We start from the raw sequence: 19,171 nt of genomic DNA on the forward strand, positions 1-19,171 counted from the left end.
TCTTGCGTTCGCAGGACCAACGATTCATGCCCCTCGGGGTTCCGGGGGCCGCTCGGGCGAGCGGGCACGAAAAAGGCCCCCGCGCCGCAGCGCGAGGGCCTCATGAGGCGTCCCCGGAGGGCCGCCGCCACGCTTACATGCGCGAGGCGACGTTCTCCCAGTTCACGAGGTTGTCGAGGAAGTTCGAGATGTAGGCCGGGCGCTTGTTGCGGAAGTCGATGTAGTAGGAGTGCTCCCACACATCGAGGCCCAGAAGCGCGGTCTGGCCGAAGCAGAGCGGGTTCACGCCGTTCTCGGTCTTGGTGACCTTGAGGCCGCCATCGCTGTCCTTGACGAGCCAGGCCCAGCCCGAGCCGAACTGGCCCGCGCCCGCGGCGGCGAACTCTTCCTTGAACTTGTCGACCGAGCCGAAGCTGTCGGTGATCGCCTTTTCCAGCTCGCCCGGCATCTTGCTGTCGTTCGGGGTCATCATTTCCCAGAACTGGTTGTGGTTCCACAGCTGGGAGATGTTGTTGAAGATGCCGTTCTGGGCAACGGCGTTCTTGTCATAGGTGCCGCGGATGATCTCTTCCATCGGCTTGCCGTCCCACTCGGTGCCGGCGATCAGCTTGTTGCCGTTGTCGACATAGGCCTTGTGGTGCAGGTCGTGGTGATATTCGAGCGTCTCCTTCGACATGCCCTTGGAGGCGAGCGCGTCGTGGGCGTAGGGAAGGTCGGGAAGTTCGAAAGCCATGTCGGTCTCGCTTTGCTGCCAGTGGTGGATTTGCGCCACATAACAGAACCCCTGCGCTGCAAAGGTCAATGGGAGAGGCCGGAAAATCCGGCGCCCCCGCGCCCGATCAGAGCCAGTCGAGCCGCTCGCGGAAAGCTTCGCGCTCGGGGAAGTCGCGCGCGTGGCGATCGCACAGGGCGCGCGCCTCCTCGTGCCTCTTGAGCGGGCGGCACAGGGTGATCAGCCGCTCGACCGGATCGGGGCGGGTGGGTGCCAGCTCGGCCGCGCGCAGCAGCACCTCATGCGCGCCGTCGAGATCGCCCAGCCGCCGCGCCGCCGTCGCCTCGAGCATCAGCGCGTCGATGCTGGCCTCGACGAGGTCGCGCTGCTGCCGGGCCAGGTCGCGCAGCGCCGCGTGGTCGTCGAGCCGGGCCAGCATCCGCATCGAGGACAAGAGCGCATCGAGGCTCATTACGGCCGGAGCCTCCGCCCCCCGCGGCCCGGCGACATAGCGGTCGAGCACGTTCGACATGATCCGGTTCACCAGATCGGGCGAGACGTGACGATAATCGTTCCGCGACCAGGCGACGGCGGGGTTCGACAATGTGACGAACTCGAAGGAGGGGAAGTAGTCCACGCCCTCGCGCGTGGCGACGAACTCCTCGATTGCGGCGCGCTGCACGGATTTGGAATAGGCGTTGGCCACCAGCACGTCCATCTCCCGAAAGGTCGCCAGAAGCGGCACGGGCGAGACGGTCACCAGCATCTTCAGCGGCTTGGCGCGGTGGCGCAGCAGCAAGGCGTGCAGCCGCTCCAGCCCGTCGAGCACGTCGGCATAGCTCAGCACCCGGAACTCGAATCGCTCGGGCTCGGCCTTCACCGCCGCCTGCGGCGGCGCGACGTTGAGATAGAGCCGCAGCTTGCGGTCATACCATGTCTCGACATAGCCGAGCGTCACGATCACCACGTCGGCCTCGGCCACGCGGGCCATCGCGTCGAGATAGCGATGCCGGAAATCGAGAATCGTCTCGACCGGAAAATCGAGCCGCGCCATGCCGAGCTGCGCATCGCTGAACCGGCCGCCGCCGGTATCGTAGAGGATGTCCGCACCGGGAAAGCTGTCGCGATCGAGCGCCCAGCCCAGCTCGTTCAGGACCGAGTGGATCGAGTACTTGTTGAAGAAGTTGGCCGCCTCGCCCAGGCTCTCGCCGATCTCGCCCAGCTCGAACTCGCGGCTGACGACCCGCCGCCCGGCGGCATCGAGCGCGCGCTCGACATTGCGCGCAAAGCACGAGCCGATGGCGAAGATCGTGTCGCCATCCTCGATCGCGAAGCTCGGGCTCGCCGTGGGTGCGGCCAGCGGATAGAGGCGGTCTCCGTCGCGCTCGGGCGAGGGGTAGCGACGAAGCCGGTTGCCGCGCGCCCGTCCGAAGGCTTCGATGGCCGGGACGGCTTCTATGTTGCGATCCATGGCGCGGGCTCTCCTTGCTTCTATCCGAGCCTAGCCACGGCTCCGGGGCCAGACAACATCACCCGCGGGGCAAAAATGCGGCCCTTGCCGAGGATGGCCCTGCCCGCGCCGCAAATCGGGCGTAAGACGGGGCGGACGCCCGGCCGGGCGCATCCACCGCGAAGGACCGCCCATGCCAGACGACACGACACGCCCCCCCGATCTCTCCGCTTCGATCGCCCACAGGATCCGCCGGCTCGACCGCGCCCTCGTGGTGCCGCCGCCCGAGGGCGGGCCGAACCGCTCGGTGCAAAGATCCGGCGTGCTCGACGAAGCGGGGCTGCCGGTCGAGGAGGCCGTGACCTGGCGCGGCGACAGCCCGGTCACCGTGCCGCCCGCCCTGCCCGACGGCCCGGTCGATGCGCTGGCCGGGCGCTGGCTCTTTCTCGGGCCGCTCTTCGGGCATTTCGGTCATTTCCTGGCCGAGAGCATCTCGCGGCTCTGGGCGCTCGACGCGCTGCGCGGCGAGATCGACGGGGTGCTCTACGTGCCCAAGTTCCAGCACAGGGTGCAGCATGTCGCCGAGACCTACCGCCCCTTTCTCAAGGCGCTCGGTGTCGACGTGCCGATGCGCAGTCTCGAGCGGCCGACGCGGGTGGAGCGGCTGCACGTGCCGGTGCAGGGCTTCGGCATGTTCGGCATGATCGAGGGCGCGCCTGAGTTTCGCGCCTACATGCGCCGCCATGCGGGCCGCGACATCGCGCCTAAGGGCGCGCGCAAGATCTACATCTCGCGCAGCGCGCTGCCGCCGGGGCGTGGCTCGATCCTGGGCGAGGCGCGGCTCGAAGCCTGGCTCGAGGCCGAGGGCTACGAGGTGTTTCACCCGCAAAAGCACGATCACGCCACCCAGATCGCGGCCTACAAGGCCGCCACGCATGTGATCGCCGTCGATTGCTCGCCGCTGCACCTGCTGGCGCTGGTCGGCAATGCCGATCAGCGCGTCGGCATCATCGCCCGGCGCCCCGGTGGTCTCGGGGCGCTGTTTGCCCGGCAGATCCGCGCCTTCACCGGCGCGCAGGCCGTCGCCGTGGACGCGCTGCGCCGCAACTGGATCGAACAGACCGCGAAACGACCCGACAGGATGAGCTGGGGCGAGGTCGACTTCGCGCAGATCGGTGCCGCGCTGGGCGAAGCGGGGCTGGTCGAGAACGGGCGCGGCTGGACCGCGCTCGACGCCGCGCAGGTCGAGGCGGAAATCGCCCGGCTGACCCCCTCGACCCGCAGCGGGCTCAGGCCCTACGAGGGCTGATTCCGCCCAGGCGCGTCCAGGCGCGCGCCAATGCGCCCTGACGTGCTTCGGACGCAATTCATGCGAAAAGGGCGGCGGCCCGCATGGCCACCGCCCCTTTCAATCCACACCCGCAAGGCGCATGCCTGGCGTGCTTACTGCACCACCTCGGCGTCGCCTTCGACTTCGATGACCTCGGTGTCGTCGGTCTCGGCTTCGGTCTCGTCGATCTCGGTGCCGATCTCGGTCGCGGTTTCGTCGATCTCGGTGCCGATTTCGGTCGCCGTCTCGTCGATCTCGGTCTCGATGGCCGTGCCCGTCTCCTCGACGCTTTCGACCACGGGCTCCTCGGTCTCGAGCAGGGATTCCTCGGCCGCTTCGGATTCGACGCTGATATTGGTCTCGTCACCGATCACGTCGGTGTTCTCGACATCGGTGCCGCCTGCGAACAGCCAGTAAAGGACGATGACCGCGACGACGAGGCCGCCGACGATGAGCGCGATCGACGAGCCGCCCTTCTTCTTCGGCGGCGGGTTGGTGTTGTTGTGGTTGATGTTCGGGTCGGACATGCGAGATGCTCCGTTCATGTGTCATTTGACGGGGCAACGTCACCCTGATCGGACCGGTTCCTCGGAGGATCAAATTATTGTTGGGGCAGGATCCGGTGCCATGCCGGGGTTCTCCATGCTTCGCAAAGGTTTGGCCGCAGGGCTTCATGCGGCGTATCGGCACGGGGGGGTTTCTCGGAGCGGCACCGCACGCTAGGAGAACCGCGAATGAGAGGTCACCATGCTGTTCTGGATCATTGCTGCCGGCCTGTCGGCCATCGTACTGGCCGCGCTTCTGGCCCCCTTGCGGCGACGCGACGAAAACGAGGCCCCGGCCCCGGACGTCGCCTTCTACAAGGGCCAGATGTCGGAGATCGAGAACGAGCATGAGCGCGGGCTGCTTTCGGAAGAGGAAACCGAGCGCGCCCGCACCGAGATCGCCCGCAGGCTGCTCGCGGCCGACAGGTCGGGCCGGCGCGAGGCCCTGGGCCGCGGCCCGGCATGGCCCGCCGCCGCGCTCGGCGCGGTGGTGCTGATCGGCGGCGCTTTTCTCGTCTATGCCGATCTCGGCGCTCCCGGCCTGCCCGACCAGCCGCTCCAGGCGCGCCTTGCCGCGGCGCAGGAGCTGCGCGCGGCGCGGCCGTCGCAACAGCAGGCCGAGTCCCGCACCCCCGCCACACCGGTTCAGGCCCCGCAGGAGTATCTCGACATGGTCGCCGAGCTGCGCGCCGCCGTGCCCGAGCGCCCGGAGGATCTCACCGGCTGGACGCTTCTGTCGCGCCACGAAGCCGCCTTGGGCAATTACGCCGCCGCCGCGCGCGCGCAGGAACGGGTGATCGCGCTCAAGGGCGCGGCGGCGAGCTTCGAGGACCGGCTGGCGCTGATCGACCGGATGGTGGCAGCGGCGGGCGGCCTCGTCTCGGCCGATGTCGAAGAGCGGCTGACACGGCTGCTGGCGGAGCGCGACGACGCGGCCGGACCGCTCTATTACATGGGCCTGCTGCACGCCCAGACCGAGCGCCCCGACCTGGCCTTCCGCTACTGGAAGCGCGCCATCGAACAGGGCGACCCGGCGGCCCCGCATGTCGCGCTGGCGCGCGCGCAGATCCCCCGCGCCGCCGCCCTGGCCGGCGTCGATTACAGCCTGCCGCCCCTGCCCGGCCCCTCGGCCGCCGATATCGAGGCGGCGGGCGAGATGACGGCCGAGGACCGCGAGGGGATGATCCGCGGCATGGTCGAGGGGCTGGCGAGCCGTCTGGCCGAAACCGGCGGATCGGCCGAGGAATGGGCGCGGCTGATCGGCGCGCTCGGGGTCCTGGGCGAGCGCGAGCGCGCCGCGGCGATCTGGGCCGAAGCGCAACAGGTCTTCGCGGGCACGCCCGATCTCGACAAGATCCGCGCCGCGGCGCGCGAAGCGGGAGTCGAAGGATGATCCACGAGACGGTAGAGGAATTCGCCGCCGCCCTGCCGCGCGCGGGCGCGCTGGCAGGGCTCGATCTGGGCACCAAGACCATCGGCGTCGCCGTCTCCGACGGGCTGCGCTCGGTCTCCACGCCGCTCGAGACGGTGAAGCGCAGGAAGTTCACGCAGGATGCCGGGCGGCTTCTGGAAATCGCGCAGGGGCGCGATCTGGCGGGCTTCGTGCTCGGCTTGCCGCGCAACATGGACGGCTCGGAAGGCCCGCGCGCGCAATCGACCCGCGCCTTCGCCCGCAACCTGTCGCGGCTTACCGAGGTGCCGATCGTCTATTGGGACGAGCGGCTTTCGACCGTCGCGGCCGAACGGGCGCTGATCGAAGCGGATCATTCGCGCAAGCGGCGCGGCGAGATCATCGACGCGGTGGCGGCGGGCTACATCCTGCAAGGTCTGCTCGACCGGCTGTCCTACATGGCGCGCCCATGAGCGACGAGCCCTGGCGCCGCGACGAGATCGAGAGCCCCTGCGTCAAGCTCTGCACGATCCACCCCGAAACGCGGCTCTGCCTGGGCTGCGCGCGTTCGATGGACGAGATCGCCCGCTGGGGCCGGATGGAGGCCGAAGAGCGGGCGCGCATCATGGCCGAGCTGCCCGAGCGCAGCCCCGCCCCCAAGGGGCGGCGCGGCGGCCGAAAGGCGCGGCTCGAGCGTTAGATCAGCGCCTTGCGCAGCATGTTGAGCGCGACGAGGATCAGGAAGGCGCCGAACACCCGCTTGAGCCGCGCGGGCTTGGTCCGATGCGCCAGCGCCGCCCCGATCGGGGCGGTCAGAAGCGTCATCGCGATGACGATGAGAAAGGCCGGCAGGTTCACCGAGCCCAGCGTCATCGGCGGCGCCACCCCGACGGGCAGCGGCGTCAGCAGGAACCCCATGACCGAGGGCAGCGCGATCAGCAGCCCGAAACCCGCCGCCGTCGCCACGGCGCGGTGGATCGGCACGCCGTGCAGCGTCATGATCGGCACCCCGAAGCTGCCGCCGCCGATGCCCATCAGCACCGACAAAAACCCCACCACCGAAGACGCGGCCCCCCGCACGATCCCGCCCGGCATCGTCTCGCCCAGCCGCCAGTCGCTGCGCCCCAGCACCATGTAGAGCGAGACGCCGAGCGCGAGGAAGCCGAAGATCAGCTGCAGCGTCACCGTGCGCAGCTGCGCCACCACCAGCACGCCTAAGATCGCGCCCAGCGCGATCCCCGGCGCCCAGCCGCGCAGCACCGCCCAGTCCACCGCGCCCTTGCGGTTGTGGCTCAGGACCGAGCGGGCGGAGGTGACGATGATGGTGGCAAGCGAGGTGGCAAGGCAGATCTGCATGAGCTGCGGCGTCTCGTAGCCCAGCGCCGCGAAAGCATAGAAAAAGGCCGGCACGAGCACGATCCCGCCGCCGACGCCGAGCAGCCCCGCGAGCACGCCCGCGAAGGCGCCGATCCCCATCAGCATGGCGCCCATGGCAAGCAGCAATGTGGTGTCGGTCATCTGGCGCTCCGGCTCGTTGCCTTCTGGCCGATGCCCGCTTGCTGCCCCGATCGCAAGGGGCGGCGCGGTGCTCCGGCCCCGCTTCACGCCGCCTGTTGCAGATCCTCGATGCGGGAAAGCGCCTCGCGCACCAGCTCCGGCCCCGCGCCTGCGCGCGATGCGCCTTCGGACAGCACCCGCCGCCAGCCCCGCGCGCCCGGCCGCCCCGCGAACAACCCCAGCATGTGGCGGGTCACCTGGTGCAGCCGCCCGCCCGCGGCGAGATGCGCCTCGATATAGGGCAGCATTTCCTGCACCACTGCCTCGGCGCTGCTGTCCCGGGAAGCCCCCCAGATGCGGCGATCGGCCTCGCACAGCATGTCGGCGGGCGTATGATAGGCCGCGCGCCCGACCATCACCCCGTCGAGCCCGGCGGCGAGAAAGGCCTCGGCCTGCTGCAGTGAAGTGATGCCGCCATTGATTGAGAGATGCAGCTGCGGGAAGTCGCGCTTCATCCGCCTCACCAGATCGTAGTCGAGCGGTGGAATGTCGCGGTTTTCCTTGGGGCTGAGCCCCTGCAGCCAAGCCTTGCGGGCATGGATGGTGAAGCGGTTCACCCCGGCGGCGGCGACCGTTTCGAGAAAGCGCGGCAGCACCTCTTCGGGTGCCTGCTCATCGACGCCGATGCGGCACTTGACCGTGACCTCGACGGGGCTCGCCGCGATCATCGCCGAGCAGCAGTCGGCGACAAGCTCGGGCCGGGTCATCAGCACCGCGCCGAACGCGCCGGACTGCACCCTGTCGGAGGGGCAGCCGCAGTTGAGGTTGATCTCGTCATAGCCCTGATCCGCCCCGATCCGGGCCGCCTCGCGCAGCTCCGAAGGCGCCGAGCCGCCCAGTTGCAGCGCCACCGGATGCTCCGGCGCACCAAAGCCCAAGAGCCTGTCGCGGTCGCCATGCAGCACCGCCGGGGCGGTGACCATCTCGGTATAAAGCAGGGTCCGGCGCGACAGCAGCCGGTGCAGATGACGGCAATGACGGTCGGTCCAGTCCATCATCGGAGCCACGCTCAGCCGCGCGGCTTGGCGAATGTCGGTGCTCTGCGATGTCGGTTGGCTTTGCATGTCGACTGCTCTCGATGTCTTGCGGGGGCCGCGCCGAGCCCGGCCGGTTGCCTGCGCATGTGCCGCGCGATGCGGCACCGGAAATGGCCTGTAGCACTTTTCCCAAGGCGAATGCCAGCCGCCGGAAAGCACCGTTCCGGGGCCGCGCCGCCGCTAAAGCGCCAGCATTGCCACGCCGCTGGCCGAGCAGAGCGCCAGGGTCAGCGGCACGCCCCGGTGCCAGCGCAGCAGCAGGAGAGCGGCGAGGAGCGAGATGGCGGCGCTGCGCCAGTCGAAGCTCGCAAGCTCCGGCACGGCGATCCGCAAGGGGCCGGCCTCGAGCGCGCCGACCGTGCCGAAGAGCACATGCAGCCCGAACCACACAGACAGGTTGGCGATCACCCCGACCACCGCCGCCGTCACCCCCGCCAGCGCCGCCCGCAAGGCGGGCCGCGCCGCGATCCGGTCGATCCAGGGCGCGCCCGCGAAGATCCACAAGAAGCAGGGCGCGAATGTGGCCCAGAGCGTGACCAGCGCGCCGCCCAGCCCCCAGATCAGCGCCGCGCGCCCCTCGGGTGCCGCGCCGTGGCCCGCGAGAAAGCCCACGAACTCGGTGACGAGGATCAACGGGCCGGGCGTGGTTTCGGCCAGCCCCAGCGCGTCGAGCATCTCCCCGGTGGTCAGCCAGCCATGGGTCGCGACGGCCTCCTGCGTCATGTAGGCTAGGACCGCATAGGCCCCGCCGAAGGTGACGGTGGCCAGAACGGAGAAGAACCGCGCCATTTCCGCAAAGACCGGCGGCGCGAGCAGCCCCACCACCGCCAGCGGCACGATCCACCAGCCGAGCCAAATTGCGGCGGTCCGCAGCGTGGCGATGATCGGCCGGGCTGGCATCATCTCCTTGCCGGCGTCATGCGGCGCGTCGCTTCGAAAGCGCAGCGCCCCCCAGCCGGCGGCCGCCGCGACGACCAGCGGATAGGGCACCGCGAAGACGAAGAGCGCGAGAAAGGCCAGCGCCGCGAGCATCAGCGCCTCGGGGCCGCGCAGCGCCCGGCGGGCGACCCGCAGCAGCGCCTCGATCACGATCACCAGCACCGCGGCCTTCACGCCGAGAAACAGCGCCCCGGTGACCGCGAGATCGCCGAACTGCACGTAGAGCGCCGCGAGACAGGCGATGACCACCGCCCCCGGCCCGACGAAGAGCCCGCCCGCGACCAACCCGCCGCGCACGCCGTGCATCCGCCAGCCCGCATAGGTCGCAAGCTGCATCGCCTCGGGCCCCGGCAGCAGCATGCAAAACGACAGCGCGTCGAGATATTGCCGCTCGCTGAGCCAGCCGCGTTCCTCGACCACCATCCGGTGCATCAGCGCGATCTGCGCCGCCGGACCGCCGAAGGACATGAGCCCGATCCGCCACCAGACGTGCGCCGCCTGCCCCAGCGTCGGCGGGGTCGCCGGGGCCGAGGGGCCGCGTGCAGAGGGCATGCCGCTGGTCACGGGGGATGGCATGATGCGTCCTTTCGAAGCCTCGGGAGGGCGAAACCCGCCCCGCGCCGCCTACTGGATCTCGCGGATCGCGGGATAGGCCCGCCGGAATTGCGCATGGGCCGCATCGAAGGCCTCCGTGAGCTTTTCGTCCGGCGCGATTTGCTCGCCGATCTCGGGGGCGGTCATGACCTCTTCGGGCCGGGCGCCGGTGGCGGCGACGAGGCCGAGCCGCGCCGCGCCCAGTGCCGCGCCGAATTCGCCATCCTTGGGCAGGTCGAGCGGCACGCCGAGCACCGTCGCGATGAGCCGCAGCCAGTAGCGCGACCGCGCGCCGCCGCCGATCGCCATCAGCCGCTCGATCCGCGCGCCCGTGGCCTTCAGCGCCTCGTGCGAATCGCGCAGGCCGAAGGCCACGCCTTCGAGCACGGCGCGGGTCATGTCGTCGCGCGTGGTGTCGGTGCCGAGCCCGGTGAAGCTGCCGCGGATCGCCGCGTCGTTATGCGGGGTGCGCTCGCCGGACAGGTAGGGCAGAAAACGGACCCGCCCGGGCGCGAGGATCTCCTCGCCCAGCCCGGCGGTCAGCTCGGCGGGCCGCACCCCGGCGATCGAGGACAGCCAGTTCAGGCTGTCGGTGGCCGAAAGCATGACCCCCATCTGGTACCAGCGCCCCGGCACCGCGTGGCAGAAGGTGTGCAGCGCGGTCTCTGGCGCGGGGCTGTAGCCGTCGCGCGCCGCCAGCAACACGCCAGAGGTGCCGAGCGAGACGAAGCCCTGCCCCTCGCCCAGCGCGCCCATGCCGCAGGCGGCGGCGGCGTTGTCGCCCGCCCCACCGGCGACGACGACCCGCCCCGACAGCCCCCAGCGCGCAGCCAGCTCGGCGCGCAGCGTGCCGGCGGGCGCGCAGCCCTCGACAAGGCGGGGCATCTGGTCGCGGCGCATGTTGCCCGCGTCGAGCAGCCGCCCGGACCAGTCGCGCGCGCCGACATCGAGCCATGAGGTTCCGGCGCTGTCGGACATGTCGGCGACATGCTCGCCGGTCAGGTGCAGGTTGAGATAGGCGGCGGGCAGGAGTACCTTGGCCACGCGCGCATGGTTTTCCGGCTCATGGGCGCACAGCCATTCCAGCTTGGGCGCGGTGAAGCCCGGAAACACGATATTGCCCGACAGCGCGCGCATGCCTTCCACCGCGTCGAGCCGGGCGGCCTCCTCATGCGCGCGGCTGTCGTTCCACAGGATGCAGGGGCGGATCACCCGGTCCTCCGCGTCGAGCAGCGTCGCGCCATGCATGTGCCCGGCGACGCCGATGCCCGCGAGCTCGGCGAAGGCGGGATGCGCGTGGCGCAGCTCCTCGACCGCGCCATCGAGCGCCGCGATCCAGTCCGCCGGGTCCTGCTCGCTCCAGCCCGGCCGGGGATGCGCCGCCGCATAGGCGCGCTCGGCCGAGCCGATCGGACGGCCCGCCTCATCGACGAGAAGCGCGCGCAGCCCGGAGGTGCCGAGGTCGATCCCGAGATAGCTCATGATGTGGTAGCCCCCCTTTGAGAATTTTGCCCAAGCCATAGCCCGCGCGACAGGCGGCTGCCAACAGCGCAGGGCACAGGAGAAGGCCGGCGATTCGATGCCGCAGGGTCACCAAAGGGCCATCGCGCGGCCCGATACCGCCACCTGCGCCCGGAATGGCCCGCCCGAAGCGGGCCAGAGCGGACCGGAGCGCGCCAAAGGCCCGATGCGGCAGAATGAAGCAGCCCGCGGCGAACGAAATTTTCGCGCATGTCTGGTCGCCGCCTTCCGTCTCCGCGATAGTGCGCGCCATGTCGCTTTTCATCATCGTCCTCCTCCCGTTCCTCGGCGCGCTGCTGCCCGGCCTGATGATCCGGGCCGGCCGGCAAGCCTGCTTCACCGCCACCTTTCTCGTGACGGCCAGCGCCGTGGTCGGGCTGCTCACGCATCTGCCCGCCGTGCTGCGCGGCGAGACGATCTCCGCCCGGCTCGACTGGATGCCGGGGCTGGGGCTCAACGTGAACCTGTTCCTCGATCCGCTGGGTTTCATGTTCGCGGGGCTGATCCTCGGGATTGGCCTTTTGATCATCGCCTATGCGCGCCACTATCTGTCGCGCGACGACAACATGGGGGAGTTCTTCAGCTACCTCCTGCTGTTTCAGGGCGCGATGGTGGGCATCGTCCTGTCGGACAACATCCTGCTTCTGCTGATCTTCTGGGAGCTGACCTCGCTCGCTTCCTTCCTGCTGATCGGCTTCTGGAAGCACCTGCCCGAGGGGCGGCAAGGCGCGCGCATGGCGCTTGCCGTGACCGGCATGGGCGGCCTCGCGCTTATCGGCGGCATGCTGATGCTGGGAAGCATCGTCGGCAGCTATGACCTGAGCGTCATCCTCGAGAACCGCGATCTGGTGCAGGCCTCGCCGCTCTATGTCCCGGCGCTGCTGCTGATCCTGCTGGGCTGCTTCACCAAGTCGGCGCAGTTCCCGTTCCACTTCTGGCTGCCGCACGCCATGGCCGCGCCCACCCCGGTCTCGGCCTATCTGCATTCGGCGACGATGGTGAAGGCGGGGCTGTTCCTGATGGCGCGGCTCTGGCCGGTGCTGTCGGGCACGCCCGAATGGGTGGTGATCGTCTCCTCGGCGGGGCTCGTCACCATGGTGCTCGGCGCGCTCATCGCGATCTTCAAGCACGACCTGAAGGCGCTCCTCGCCTTTTCGACCGTCTCGCATCTGGGCCTGATCACCTTCCTTCTGGGCACCGGCACCGGCTTCGGCGCCATGGCGGCGGTGTTCCACATCCTCAACCATGCGAGCTTCAAGGCCGCGCTCTTCATGAGCGCGGGCATCGTCGATCACGAGGCGCATACCCGCGACATGCGGCGGCTGGGCGGTCTGCGCAGGCTGATGCCGGTGACCTTCGTCATCATGCTGCTGGCGGGGCTGTCGATGGCGGGCATCCCGCTCCTGAACGGCTTCATCTCCAAGGAGATGATGCTCGAAGAGGCCACCCATACCACGCTGTTCGGCTCGCCCCTGCTGGTCACGGTGGTCGCCACGCTGGGCGCGCTGTTCTCGGCGGCCTATTCCTTCCGGCTGATCGCGCATACCTTCTTCGGGCCCGAGCGCGACGATTACCCGGCGCATCCGCACGACCCCAATGCCGGCATGTGGCTGCCGCCTGCCCTGCTGATCATCCCGGTGGTGGCGCTCGGCCTGTTCCCGGCGCTGGCCGAGCCCTTCGTCAAGCTCGTCACCGGTGCGGTGATCGGCGGCGCGGTCGAGTTGCCCGACGCGCATCTCAAGATCTGGCACGGGTTGAACCTGCCGCTCGCCCTGTCGGCCCTCGCCGTGGTCGGCGGCCTGGTGGTGCTGGTGCTCTTCGCCCCGCTGTCGCGCATCTGGGAGGCGGCACCCCGGCCCGAGGCCAAGCGGATCTTCGACCGGCTGATCGCGGCCTGCGCCGGCGGGGCGCAATGGCTGACCCTGCGGCTGCATGACGGCGCCTTCACCCGCTATGCCGCGATCTTCGTGGTGACGGTGGTGGGGCTCGGCGCGCATGCCTGGTTCAGCGGCACCACCGGCGCCGAGATCGCCCGCCCGCTGCTGCCCGTCACCCCGATCGCCATCGTCGCCTGGGCCATGCTGATCGCGGCCACGGGCTTTCTCGTCGCGGCGCATCGCAACCGGCTCGCCGTGCTGATGCTGATGGGGATCATCGGCCTCATGGTCTCGGTCGGCTTCAACCATTTCTCCGCCCCCGATCTCGCGCTCACGCAGATCTCGGTCGAGGTGGTGACGATCATCCTGCTGCTGCTGGCGCTCAACTTCCTGCCCAACCGCACGCCCGACGAATCGGGCGCGGCGCGGCGCATCCGCGACGCGGTCATCGCCGGTGCCGGCGGTCTCGCCGCCGCCGGGCTGATCTGGACCATCCTGTCCACCGAAGTCCCGATCGCGCCGATCTCGGACTACCACCTCGCCAATTCCTACAAGGGCGGCGGCGGCGACAACGTGGTCAACGTCATCCTCGTGGATTTCCGGGGCTTCGACACCTTCGGCGAGATCATCGTGCTCGGCATCGCGGCGCTCGTCATCTACGCGCTGACCGAGACGCTGCTTTCGGGCCCGGTGCGCCGCCGCCTGCTCAACCGCGGCCATGAGGAGCGCCGCGCGGGCGACGCGCATCCGCTGATGATGGTGGTGCTGACGCGGGTGATGATGCCGCTGATCCTTATGGTCGGCGTCTACATCTTCCTGCGCGGCCACAACGATCCGGGCGGCGGTTTCGTCTCGGGCCTCGTCGTCGCCATCGCGGTGGTGACGCAATACATGGCCTCGGGCTTCGCCTGGGCCGCGCGGCGCCAGCGCTACCCCTATCACGGCATCATCGGCGCGGGCGTCTTCGTCGCCGGCCTCACCGGCATCGGCGCCTGGTTCGTGGGCCAGCCCTTCCTGACCTCGGCCTTCGGCTATTTCCGCATCCCGCCGATGGAGGAATTCGAGCTGGCCACCGCCATGGGCTTCGACCTGGGCGTGTTCCTCGCCGTGGTCGGCGCGGTCATGCTGTCGCTCGAAAGTTTCTCGCGTCTGGGCTACAGGGCCGGCACGGAAACCTCCGATCACGCGATGGACATCGACCCCTCGCGCGACGCGGAGCTCACTCCGGACGACGCGGGCGCACAAGGCAAGGTTATCTGAGATGGAACTCCTGATCGCATCCGCCGTCGGCGCCCTGACCGCCGCCGGCATCTACCTGGTGCTGCGCCTGCGCACCTTTCCCGTCATCATCGGCACCTCGCTTCTGAGCTACGCCGTCAACGTCTTCCTCTTCGCCTCGGGGCGGCTGGCGCTCGATGCGCCGCCGGTGCTGCGCGACGGGGCGGAGCGTTACACCGATCCGCTGCCGCAGGCGCTGGTGCTGACCGCGATCGTGATCTCCTTCGGCATGACCGCCGTCGTCGTGATCATCGCGCTGGGCAGCTGGCTGTCCTCGGATGACGACCTCGTCGATCGCCCCGCCCTCCCGGATGGTGACGGCCACAGCCCCTCCCTGCCCGAAGGAGACGCGCGATGAGCCATTGGTTGATCACCCCCGTGGTGCTGCCGGCGATGCTGGCGGCGATCCTCGTGCTGATGGTGCGCGAACACATCGTGGTGCAGCGCGCGCTGTCGATGGCCGGTGCGCTGGCGCTTACCGCCATCTCGATCGGCCTGTTCTGGCAGGCCTCGGACGGCACGATCACGCTCTACCAGCTCGGCAACTGGCCCGCGCCCTTCGGCATCGTTCTGGTGGCCGACCGGCTTTCGACGCTGATGGTGCTGCTGACGACGCTGATGGCGCCGTTGGTGCTGCTTTACGTCATGGGCTCGGGCTGGGACACGCGGGGGCGGCATTTCCACCCGCTGTTCCAGTTCCAGCTGATGGGCATCATCGGCGCCTTCCTGACCGGAGACGCCTTCAACCTCTTCGTCTTCTTCGAAGTGCTGCTGATCGCCTCCTACGGGCTGATGATCCATGCGGGCGGCAAGGCGCGGCTGCGCGCGGGCACCCAATACGTGCTCTACAACCTGCTCGGCTCGACGCTCTTTCTCTTTGCCCTCGGCACCATCTACGCCAAGACCGGCACGCTCAACCTGGCCGATCTCGCGCTGCGCGTGGCCGAACTAGATCCGGGCGCCAGCGCGGGCATCCGCGTCGCCGCGGTGCTGCTGCTTCTGGTCTTCGCGATCAAGGCCGCGCTGTTGCCGCTGCATTTCTGGCTGCCCGACAGCTATGCCGAGGCTCCCGCTCCCGTCGCGGCGCTCTTCGCGATCATGACCAAGGTCGGCGCCTACGGCATCATCCGCGTCTACACGCTGGTCTTTCCGCCCGATCTCGAGATCACCCAAGGCCTGTTCGACACATGGCTTCTGCCCGCGGCGCTTCTGACGCTCGGGCTGGGCATGATCGGCGTGCTGGGCGCGGCGCGCATCGACCGGCTGGTGGCCTTTTCGGCGATCGGCTCGATGGGGCTCTTGCTCAGCGCCGTCGCGGTCTTCACCCCGGGCGGCATCGCCGCGGCGCTCTATTACGCGGTCCATTCGACCTTCGCCACCGCGGCGCTGTTCCTGCTCGTCGATCAGATCAAGAGCCGGCGCGGCGATACCGGGCCGTTGCTGGTGCATGGCCGGCCGATCGAGGGCGGCGCGCTGGTGGCGGGGATGTTCTTCGTCGCGGCCATCGCCATGACCGGCCTGCCGCCGCTTTCGGGCTTTCTGGGCAAGCTGCTGATCCTCGACGCCGCCACCGCGAGCCCGCTGGTCTGGTGGGTCTGGACGGTGGTGCTCCTGGGCTCGCTCGTCGCATTGGTCGGCTTTTCGCGCGCCGGCTCGCTGATCTTCTGGAAGGCGCATCAGCTGGAGCCCGATGGCCCCGGCGGCCCCGTCGATCCCGAGACCGCGCCCGAGGTCGAGGACACGACCGCGCAGCCCGAAACGACCGCCGCGCCGCTTGCGCCCCGGCCGGTGCTGCCGATGATCGCCATCGGCGGCTTGATCGCGCTGCTGATCGCGCTCACGGCCTTTGCCGGGCCGGTCAACCGGGCGCTCAATGCGACCGCGGCGCAGCTTTTCGCGCCCGCGCCCTATATCGAGCTGGTGCTGAACACGCCCGGCAAGGTGATCAAGAAGGACACCCATGCCGAAGAGGACGATCACGACGCCGCCGCAGAGGCGACCGGGGAGGAGCACTGAGATGTCGAGGCGACTGACCCGGAAACTCCTGCCCCACCCGATGCTGTCGACGCTGCTGGTGGTGGTCTGGTGCCTGCTGATCAACGACCTGACCTTGGGCACGGTGGTCTTCGGCGCGATCCTGGGGATCCTGATCCCGATCTCCACCGCCGCCTACTGGCCCGACCGGCCCAGGATCACGCACCCCTGGCGGCTGATTTCCTACGCGATGGTGGTGATCTGGGACATCCTGGTGGCCAATGTGCAGGTGGCGATGATCGTGCTGTTCAAGCCCAACGCCGCCATGTCCCCCAACTGGGTGGTGATCCCGCTCGACCTGCGCACGCCCGAGGCGATCACCCTGCTCGCCGGCACCATCACCCTCACCCCCGGCACCGTCAGCACCGACCTGTCGGCCGACGGGCGCGCGCTCTTGGTGCACGCGCTCGACGCGCCCGACCCCGAAGCGGTGCGCGACGAGATCAAAACCCGCTACGAGCGTCGGCTGAAGGAGATCTTCGAATGATCGACACCGTCCTTTATGGCGCCATCGGCGCGGTCGGGCTGGCCCAGCTGCTGGCCATGGCGCGGCTGGTGCGCGGCCCGCATACCGGCGACCGCATCCTCGCGCTCGACACCATGGTGATCAACGCCATCGGCCTGATCATCCTGCTCGGGATGATCCTGGGCACGCAGATCTACTTCGAAAGCGCGCTGATCTTCGCCATGCTCGGCTTCGTGTCGACCGTGGCGCTGGCCCGCTTCGTGCTGCGCGGAGACATCATCGAATGACCGATATCCTGTTTCTGGCCGAAATCCTCGTCGCCGTCCTGCTCGTCATCGGCGCGGTCTTCACGCTGGTCGGTTCCTACGGCCTTGTGAAGCTCGACCAGCCGATGAAGCGGCTGCACGCGCCGACCAAGGCCTCGACGCTGGGCGTGGGCTCGCTGCTGCTGGCCTCGATCGTTCACGCCTTCGCCTTCGGCGAGGGGTCGCTACACGAGCTTCTGGTGATGGCCTTCCTCTTCGTCACGGCGCCGATCTCTGGAAATTTCATCGCCAAGGTGCATCTGCATCTTCAGCGGGGCGGCAAGGAGCTGCCCCCGCCGCCCTCCGAAGAGCGTTGGGCGACCTATTCGGAACACTGACCCCCGGCCCCGCCGGGGCTGGGAGCGCGACGTGACCGAAACACCGGATGACCGCCATGTCGGGCCGATCCTGCATCTGCGCGGGCATGATGCGGAGGGTCTGCGCCTCGCCGCCATCGTGATCCGCCCCGAGGGCGCGCCCTGCGGCACGCTCCGTGCGGGCGACGCCACGCATGACCCCCGCGCCATCGCCCGGCTCGAAGGGCTGACGGTCTGGCGCTTCGACTTCACGCTGCGGACGCGCGATCGCGGCTATGTCTTCGAAGGCGAGAGCTACCCGGTCGAGACCGATCTCGCGGGCGATCTGCGGCTCGCCTTCCTGTCGTGCAACGGCGAGGAGATCGGCGACATGGACCGCGACCCCGCCGAGCGCGACGCGATGTGGGACAGGATGCGCGCCGAGCACGAGACACGGCCCTTCGCGGTGCTGATCCAGGGCGGCGACCAGATCTATGCCGACGAGGTCACGCAAGGCCACCCGCTCAGCGACGACTGGCCCGATGACGTCCCCTCCACCGCCTCTCGCGCCGATCTCGACGATCTGGCCCGGCATCTGCGTGCGGGCTTCGTGCGGCGCTACATGCGCAGCCTCGCCTCGCCCGGCATCGGCGGAATCATGGCGCGTGTGCCGACGCTGGCGGTGTGGGACGATCACGACATCTGCGATGGCTGGGGCTCGCTGCCCGAGGCCGCGACCGACAGCGCGGTGGGCCGGACGCTCTTTGCCGTGGCGCGCGAGATGTATCTGCTGTTCCAGCATGGCGCGGTCGAGGCCGACATCCCCGAGATCTTCGCCGATCCCTCGGGCGCGCAGCTCGGCTGGCAGCGCATCCTGCCGGGCCTGACGCTCACCACCCCCGACCTGCGCTCCGAGCGCCGCCGCAGGCGGGTCATGGGCGAGGCGGGCTGGGCGCTTCTGGAGGCCCCTTCGCCCGAGCCCGCCCAGACCTTCGTCGTCTCTTCCGTGCCGCTCCTGGGCCCGCGGCTGTCGCTGGTCGAGGCGGTGATGTGGCTCTGGCCCGGCATGCAGAAATACGAGGACGACCTGCGCGACCAGTGGCAGAGCCGGGCGCATCGGGCCGATTGGCGCCGGGCGCTGCGCGCGATGCTGCGGCTGCGCGCGCGCGGCCCCGTCACGGTGCTCTCGGGCGAGATCCACCTTGCCACCCGCGCCGAGATGGCGGCCGATCCCGGCCCGGTGCATCAGCTTGTGGCCTCGGGCATCGCGCATCGCGCGCCGCCCGGGGCCTATGCGCGCGGGCTGGGCTGGCTCGGCAGCCTCGGCGAGGGGCCGCTTGGCGGCCATCCGATCCGCATCCTGCCGCCGCCGGGGCTGCGCCGCCGCTACGTCGCGGAGCGCAATTTCCTGGTGCTGGAGCGCGATGCCGGGGCATGGGCCGCTGTGTGGCATCTCGAAGAGACCGGCCCGACCGCGCCTCTGCCGCTCTAGCCCGAAGCCAACGCCACCCGGGCTTCGAGCTTGGCTTGCCGCGGTCGCGCCCGCGGCAAGCCGGAGGCGGGAGCTTCGCTTCTGCAGATATCGCCCCGATGGCGCCCGAATGCCGCGCATGCCCTCGGCGGGATCTGCCTCTCGGCGGTGTCGCCCCTGCTCTGCTCTTCGCCCGGGCCATCGCGGCAGTTTTGTTGCCATATCTGACGCTACGGGCCGCAACGCGCTTGCCAGCCCGGCGCGGTCTGGATACATCGGCCCCGGGGCCGGCTTAGCTCAGCTGGTAGAGCGTCTGATTTGTAATCAGGGGGTCGGGGGTTCGAGTCCCTCAGCCGGCACCATCATTTC

General features: G+C 69.5%; 18 protein-coding genes and 1 tRNA gene. 12 read left to right on the forward strand and 7 right to left on the reverse strand.

Features of this window, described 5'->3' with window-relative positions; translation table 11 throughout:
• Nucleotides 1-133: 133 nt before the first annotated feature.
• The gene (locus CJ301_RS01890) at nucleotides 134-733 is read right to left on the reverse strand and encodes a superoxide dismutase (RefSeq protein ID WP_099274176.1); all 600 of its coding nucleotides are present in this window, start codon (nucleotides 731-733) and stop codon (nucleotides 134-136) included.
• Between the two features lie 106 nt (nucleotides 734-839).
• Nucleotides 840-2,183 (reverse strand): GSCFA domain-containing protein, encoded by a 1,344-nt coding sequence (locus CJ301_RS01895; RefSeq protein WP_099273629.1) that lies wholly within the window; start codon nucleotides 2,181-2,183, stop codon nucleotides 840-842.
• Nucleotides 2,184-2,355: 172 nt separating this feature from the next.
• Between CJ301_RS01895 and CJ301_RS01900 the strand changes: the two genes are divergently transcribed.
• Complete coding sequence (locus CJ301_RS01900) at nucleotides 2,356-3,471, forward strand: glycosyltransferase family 61 protein (protein WP_099273631.1); 1,116 nt, start codon at nucleotides 2,356-2,358, stop codon at nucleotides 3,469-3,471.
• Between the two features lie 134 nt (nucleotides 3,472-3,605).
• Here the strand turns inward: CJ301_RS01900 and CJ301_RS01905 are convergent, their stop codons facing one another.
• Complete coding sequence (locus CJ301_RS01905) at nucleotides 3,606-4,019, reverse strand: hypothetical protein (RefSeq protein ID WP_099273633.1); 414 nt, start codon at nucleotides 4,017-4,019, stop codon at nucleotides 3,606-3,608.
• A gap of 220 nt (nucleotides 4,020-4,239) precedes the next feature.
• Between CJ301_RS01905 and ccmI the strand changes: the two genes are divergently transcribed.
• From ccmI to CJ301_RS01920, 3 genes are read left to right on the forward strand one after another with little or no spacing between them, the layout of a single operon-like run.
• On the forward strand, nucleotides 4,240-5,430 hold the full coding sequence (gene ccmI / locus CJ301_RS01910) for a c-type cytochrome biogenesis protein CcmI (protein ID WP_099273635.1): 1,191 nt from the start codon (nucleotides 4,240-4,242) through the stop codon (nucleotides 5,428-5,430).
• Complete coding sequence (gene ruvX / locus CJ301_RS01915; protein ID WP_099273637.1) at nucleotides 5,427-5,900, forward strand: Holliday junction resolvase RuvX; 474 nt, start codon at nucleotides 5,427-5,429, stop codon at nucleotides 5,898-5,900. Before ccmI ends, ruvX begins: the two co-directional genes overlap by 4 nt.
• Complete coding sequence (locus CJ301_RS01920) at nucleotides 5,897-6,127, forward strand: DUF1289 domain-containing protein (RefSeq protein ID WP_099273639.1); 231 nt, start codon at nucleotides 5,897-5,899, stop codon at nucleotides 6,125-6,127. The genes ruvX and CJ301_RS01920 overlap by 4 nt, the downstream gene beginning before the upstream one ends.
• On the opposite strand, the gene CJ301_RS01925 is transcribed toward CJ301_RS01920, so the two are convergent.
• From CJ301_RS01925 to xylB, 4 genes are all read right to left on the reverse strand, one after another.
• On the reverse strand, nucleotides 6,124-6,945 hold the full coding sequence (locus tag CJ301_RS01925; protein ID WP_099273642.1) for a sulfite exporter TauE/SafE family protein: 822 nt from the start codon (nucleotides 6,943-6,945) through the stop codon (nucleotides 6,124-6,126). The two genes, CJ301_RS01920 and CJ301_RS01925, sit on opposite strands and share 4 nt — an antisense overlap.
• 83 nt (nucleotides 6,946-7,028) lie before the next feature.
• Nucleotides 7,029-8,048: a tRNA dihydrouridine(20/20a) synthase DusA gene (dusA, locus tag CJ301_RS01930; protein ID WP_099273644.1), complete on the reverse strand. Its 1,020-nt coding sequence runs from the start codon at nucleotides 8,046-8,048 to the stop codon at nucleotides 7,029-7,031.
• A gap of 153 nt (nucleotides 8,049-8,201) precedes the next feature.
• Nucleotides 8,202-9,536 (reverse strand): chromate efflux transporter, encoded by a 1,335-nt coding sequence (gene chrA, locus CJ301_RS01935; protein WP_254050037.1) that lies wholly within the window; start codon nucleotides 9,534-9,536, stop codon nucleotides 8,202-8,204.
• A gap of 48 nt (nucleotides 9,537-9,584) precedes the next feature.
• A complete protein-coding gene (gene xylB, locus CJ301_RS01940; RefSeq protein WP_099273646.1) occupies nucleotides 9,585-11,036 on the reverse strand; it encodes a xylulokinase in 1,452 nt (483 codons plus the stop codon).
• 290 nt (nucleotides 11,037-11,326) lie between these two features.
• On the opposite strand from xylB, the gene CJ301_RS01945 reads away from it, so the two are divergent.
• The 8 genes from CJ301_RS01945 (at nucleotide 11,327) to CJ301_RS01980 (ending at nucleotide 19,164) form a co-directional block, all read left to right on the forward strand.
• Nucleotides 11,327-14,212 carry a monovalent cation/H+ antiporter subunit A gene (locus CJ301_RS01945; protein WP_099274180.1) on the forward strand — a complete coding sequence of 962 codons (2,886 nt, stop codon included), beginning with the start codon at nucleotides 11,327-11,329 and terminating at the stop codon, nucleotides 14,210-14,212.
• A 1-nt stretch (nucleotide 14,213) separates the two neighbouring features.
• Entirely contained in the window at nucleotides 14,214-14,588 is a 375-nt protein-coding gene (locus CJ301_RS01950) for a Na+/H+ antiporter subunit C (protein WP_099273648.1), read from the forward strand.
• Nucleotides 14,585-16,246, forward strand: a complete 1,662-nt coding sequence (locus tag CJ301_RS01955; RefSeq protein WP_099273650.1) for a monovalent cation/H+ antiporter subunit D — start codon at nucleotides 14,585-14,587, stop codon at nucleotides 16,244-16,246. Before CJ301_RS01950 ends, CJ301_RS01955 begins: the two co-directional genes overlap by 4 nt.
• A 1-nt stretch (nucleotide 16,247) precedes the next feature.
• On the forward strand, nucleotides 16,248-16,751 hold the full coding sequence (locus CJ301_RS01960; protein WP_173812307.1) for a Na+/H+ antiporter subunit E: 504 nt from the start codon (nucleotides 16,248-16,250) through the stop codon (nucleotides 16,749-16,751).
• Nucleotides 16,748-17,017: a K+/H+ antiporter subunit F gene (locus CJ301_RS01965; protein ID WP_099273652.1), complete on the forward strand. Its 270-nt coding sequence runs from the start codon at nucleotides 16,748-16,750 to the stop codon at nucleotides 17,015-17,017. Before CJ301_RS01960 ends, CJ301_RS01965 begins: the two co-directional genes overlap by 4 nt.
• A complete protein-coding gene (locus CJ301_RS01970) occupies nucleotides 17,014-17,373 on the forward strand; it encodes a Na+/H+ antiporter subunit G (RefSeq protein ID WP_099273654.1) in 360 nt (119 codons plus the stop codon). The genes CJ301_RS01965 and CJ301_RS01970 overlap by 4 nt, the downstream gene beginning before the upstream one ends.
• Before the next feature lie 31 nt (nucleotides 17,374-17,404).
• On the forward strand, nucleotides 17,405-18,823 hold the full coding sequence (locus CJ301_RS01975) for an alkaline phosphatase D family protein (RefSeq protein WP_099273656.1): 1,419 nt from the start codon (nucleotides 17,405-17,407) through the stop codon (nucleotides 18,821-18,823).
• A gap of 265 nt (nucleotides 18,824-19,088) precedes the next feature.
• A tRNA-Thr gene (locus CJ301_RS01980) sits at nucleotides 19,089-19,164 on the forward strand.
• The last annotated feature ends 7 nt before the right edge of the window (nucleotides 19,165-19,171 follow it).

The sequence above is a fragment of the Limimaricola cinnabarinus genome, assembly GCF_002723615.1.
In the GTDB taxonomy this organism is placed as follows: Bacteria; Pseudomonadota; Alphaproteobacteria; order Rhodobacterales; family Rhodobacteraceae; genus Limimaricola; species Limimaricola cinnabarinus_B.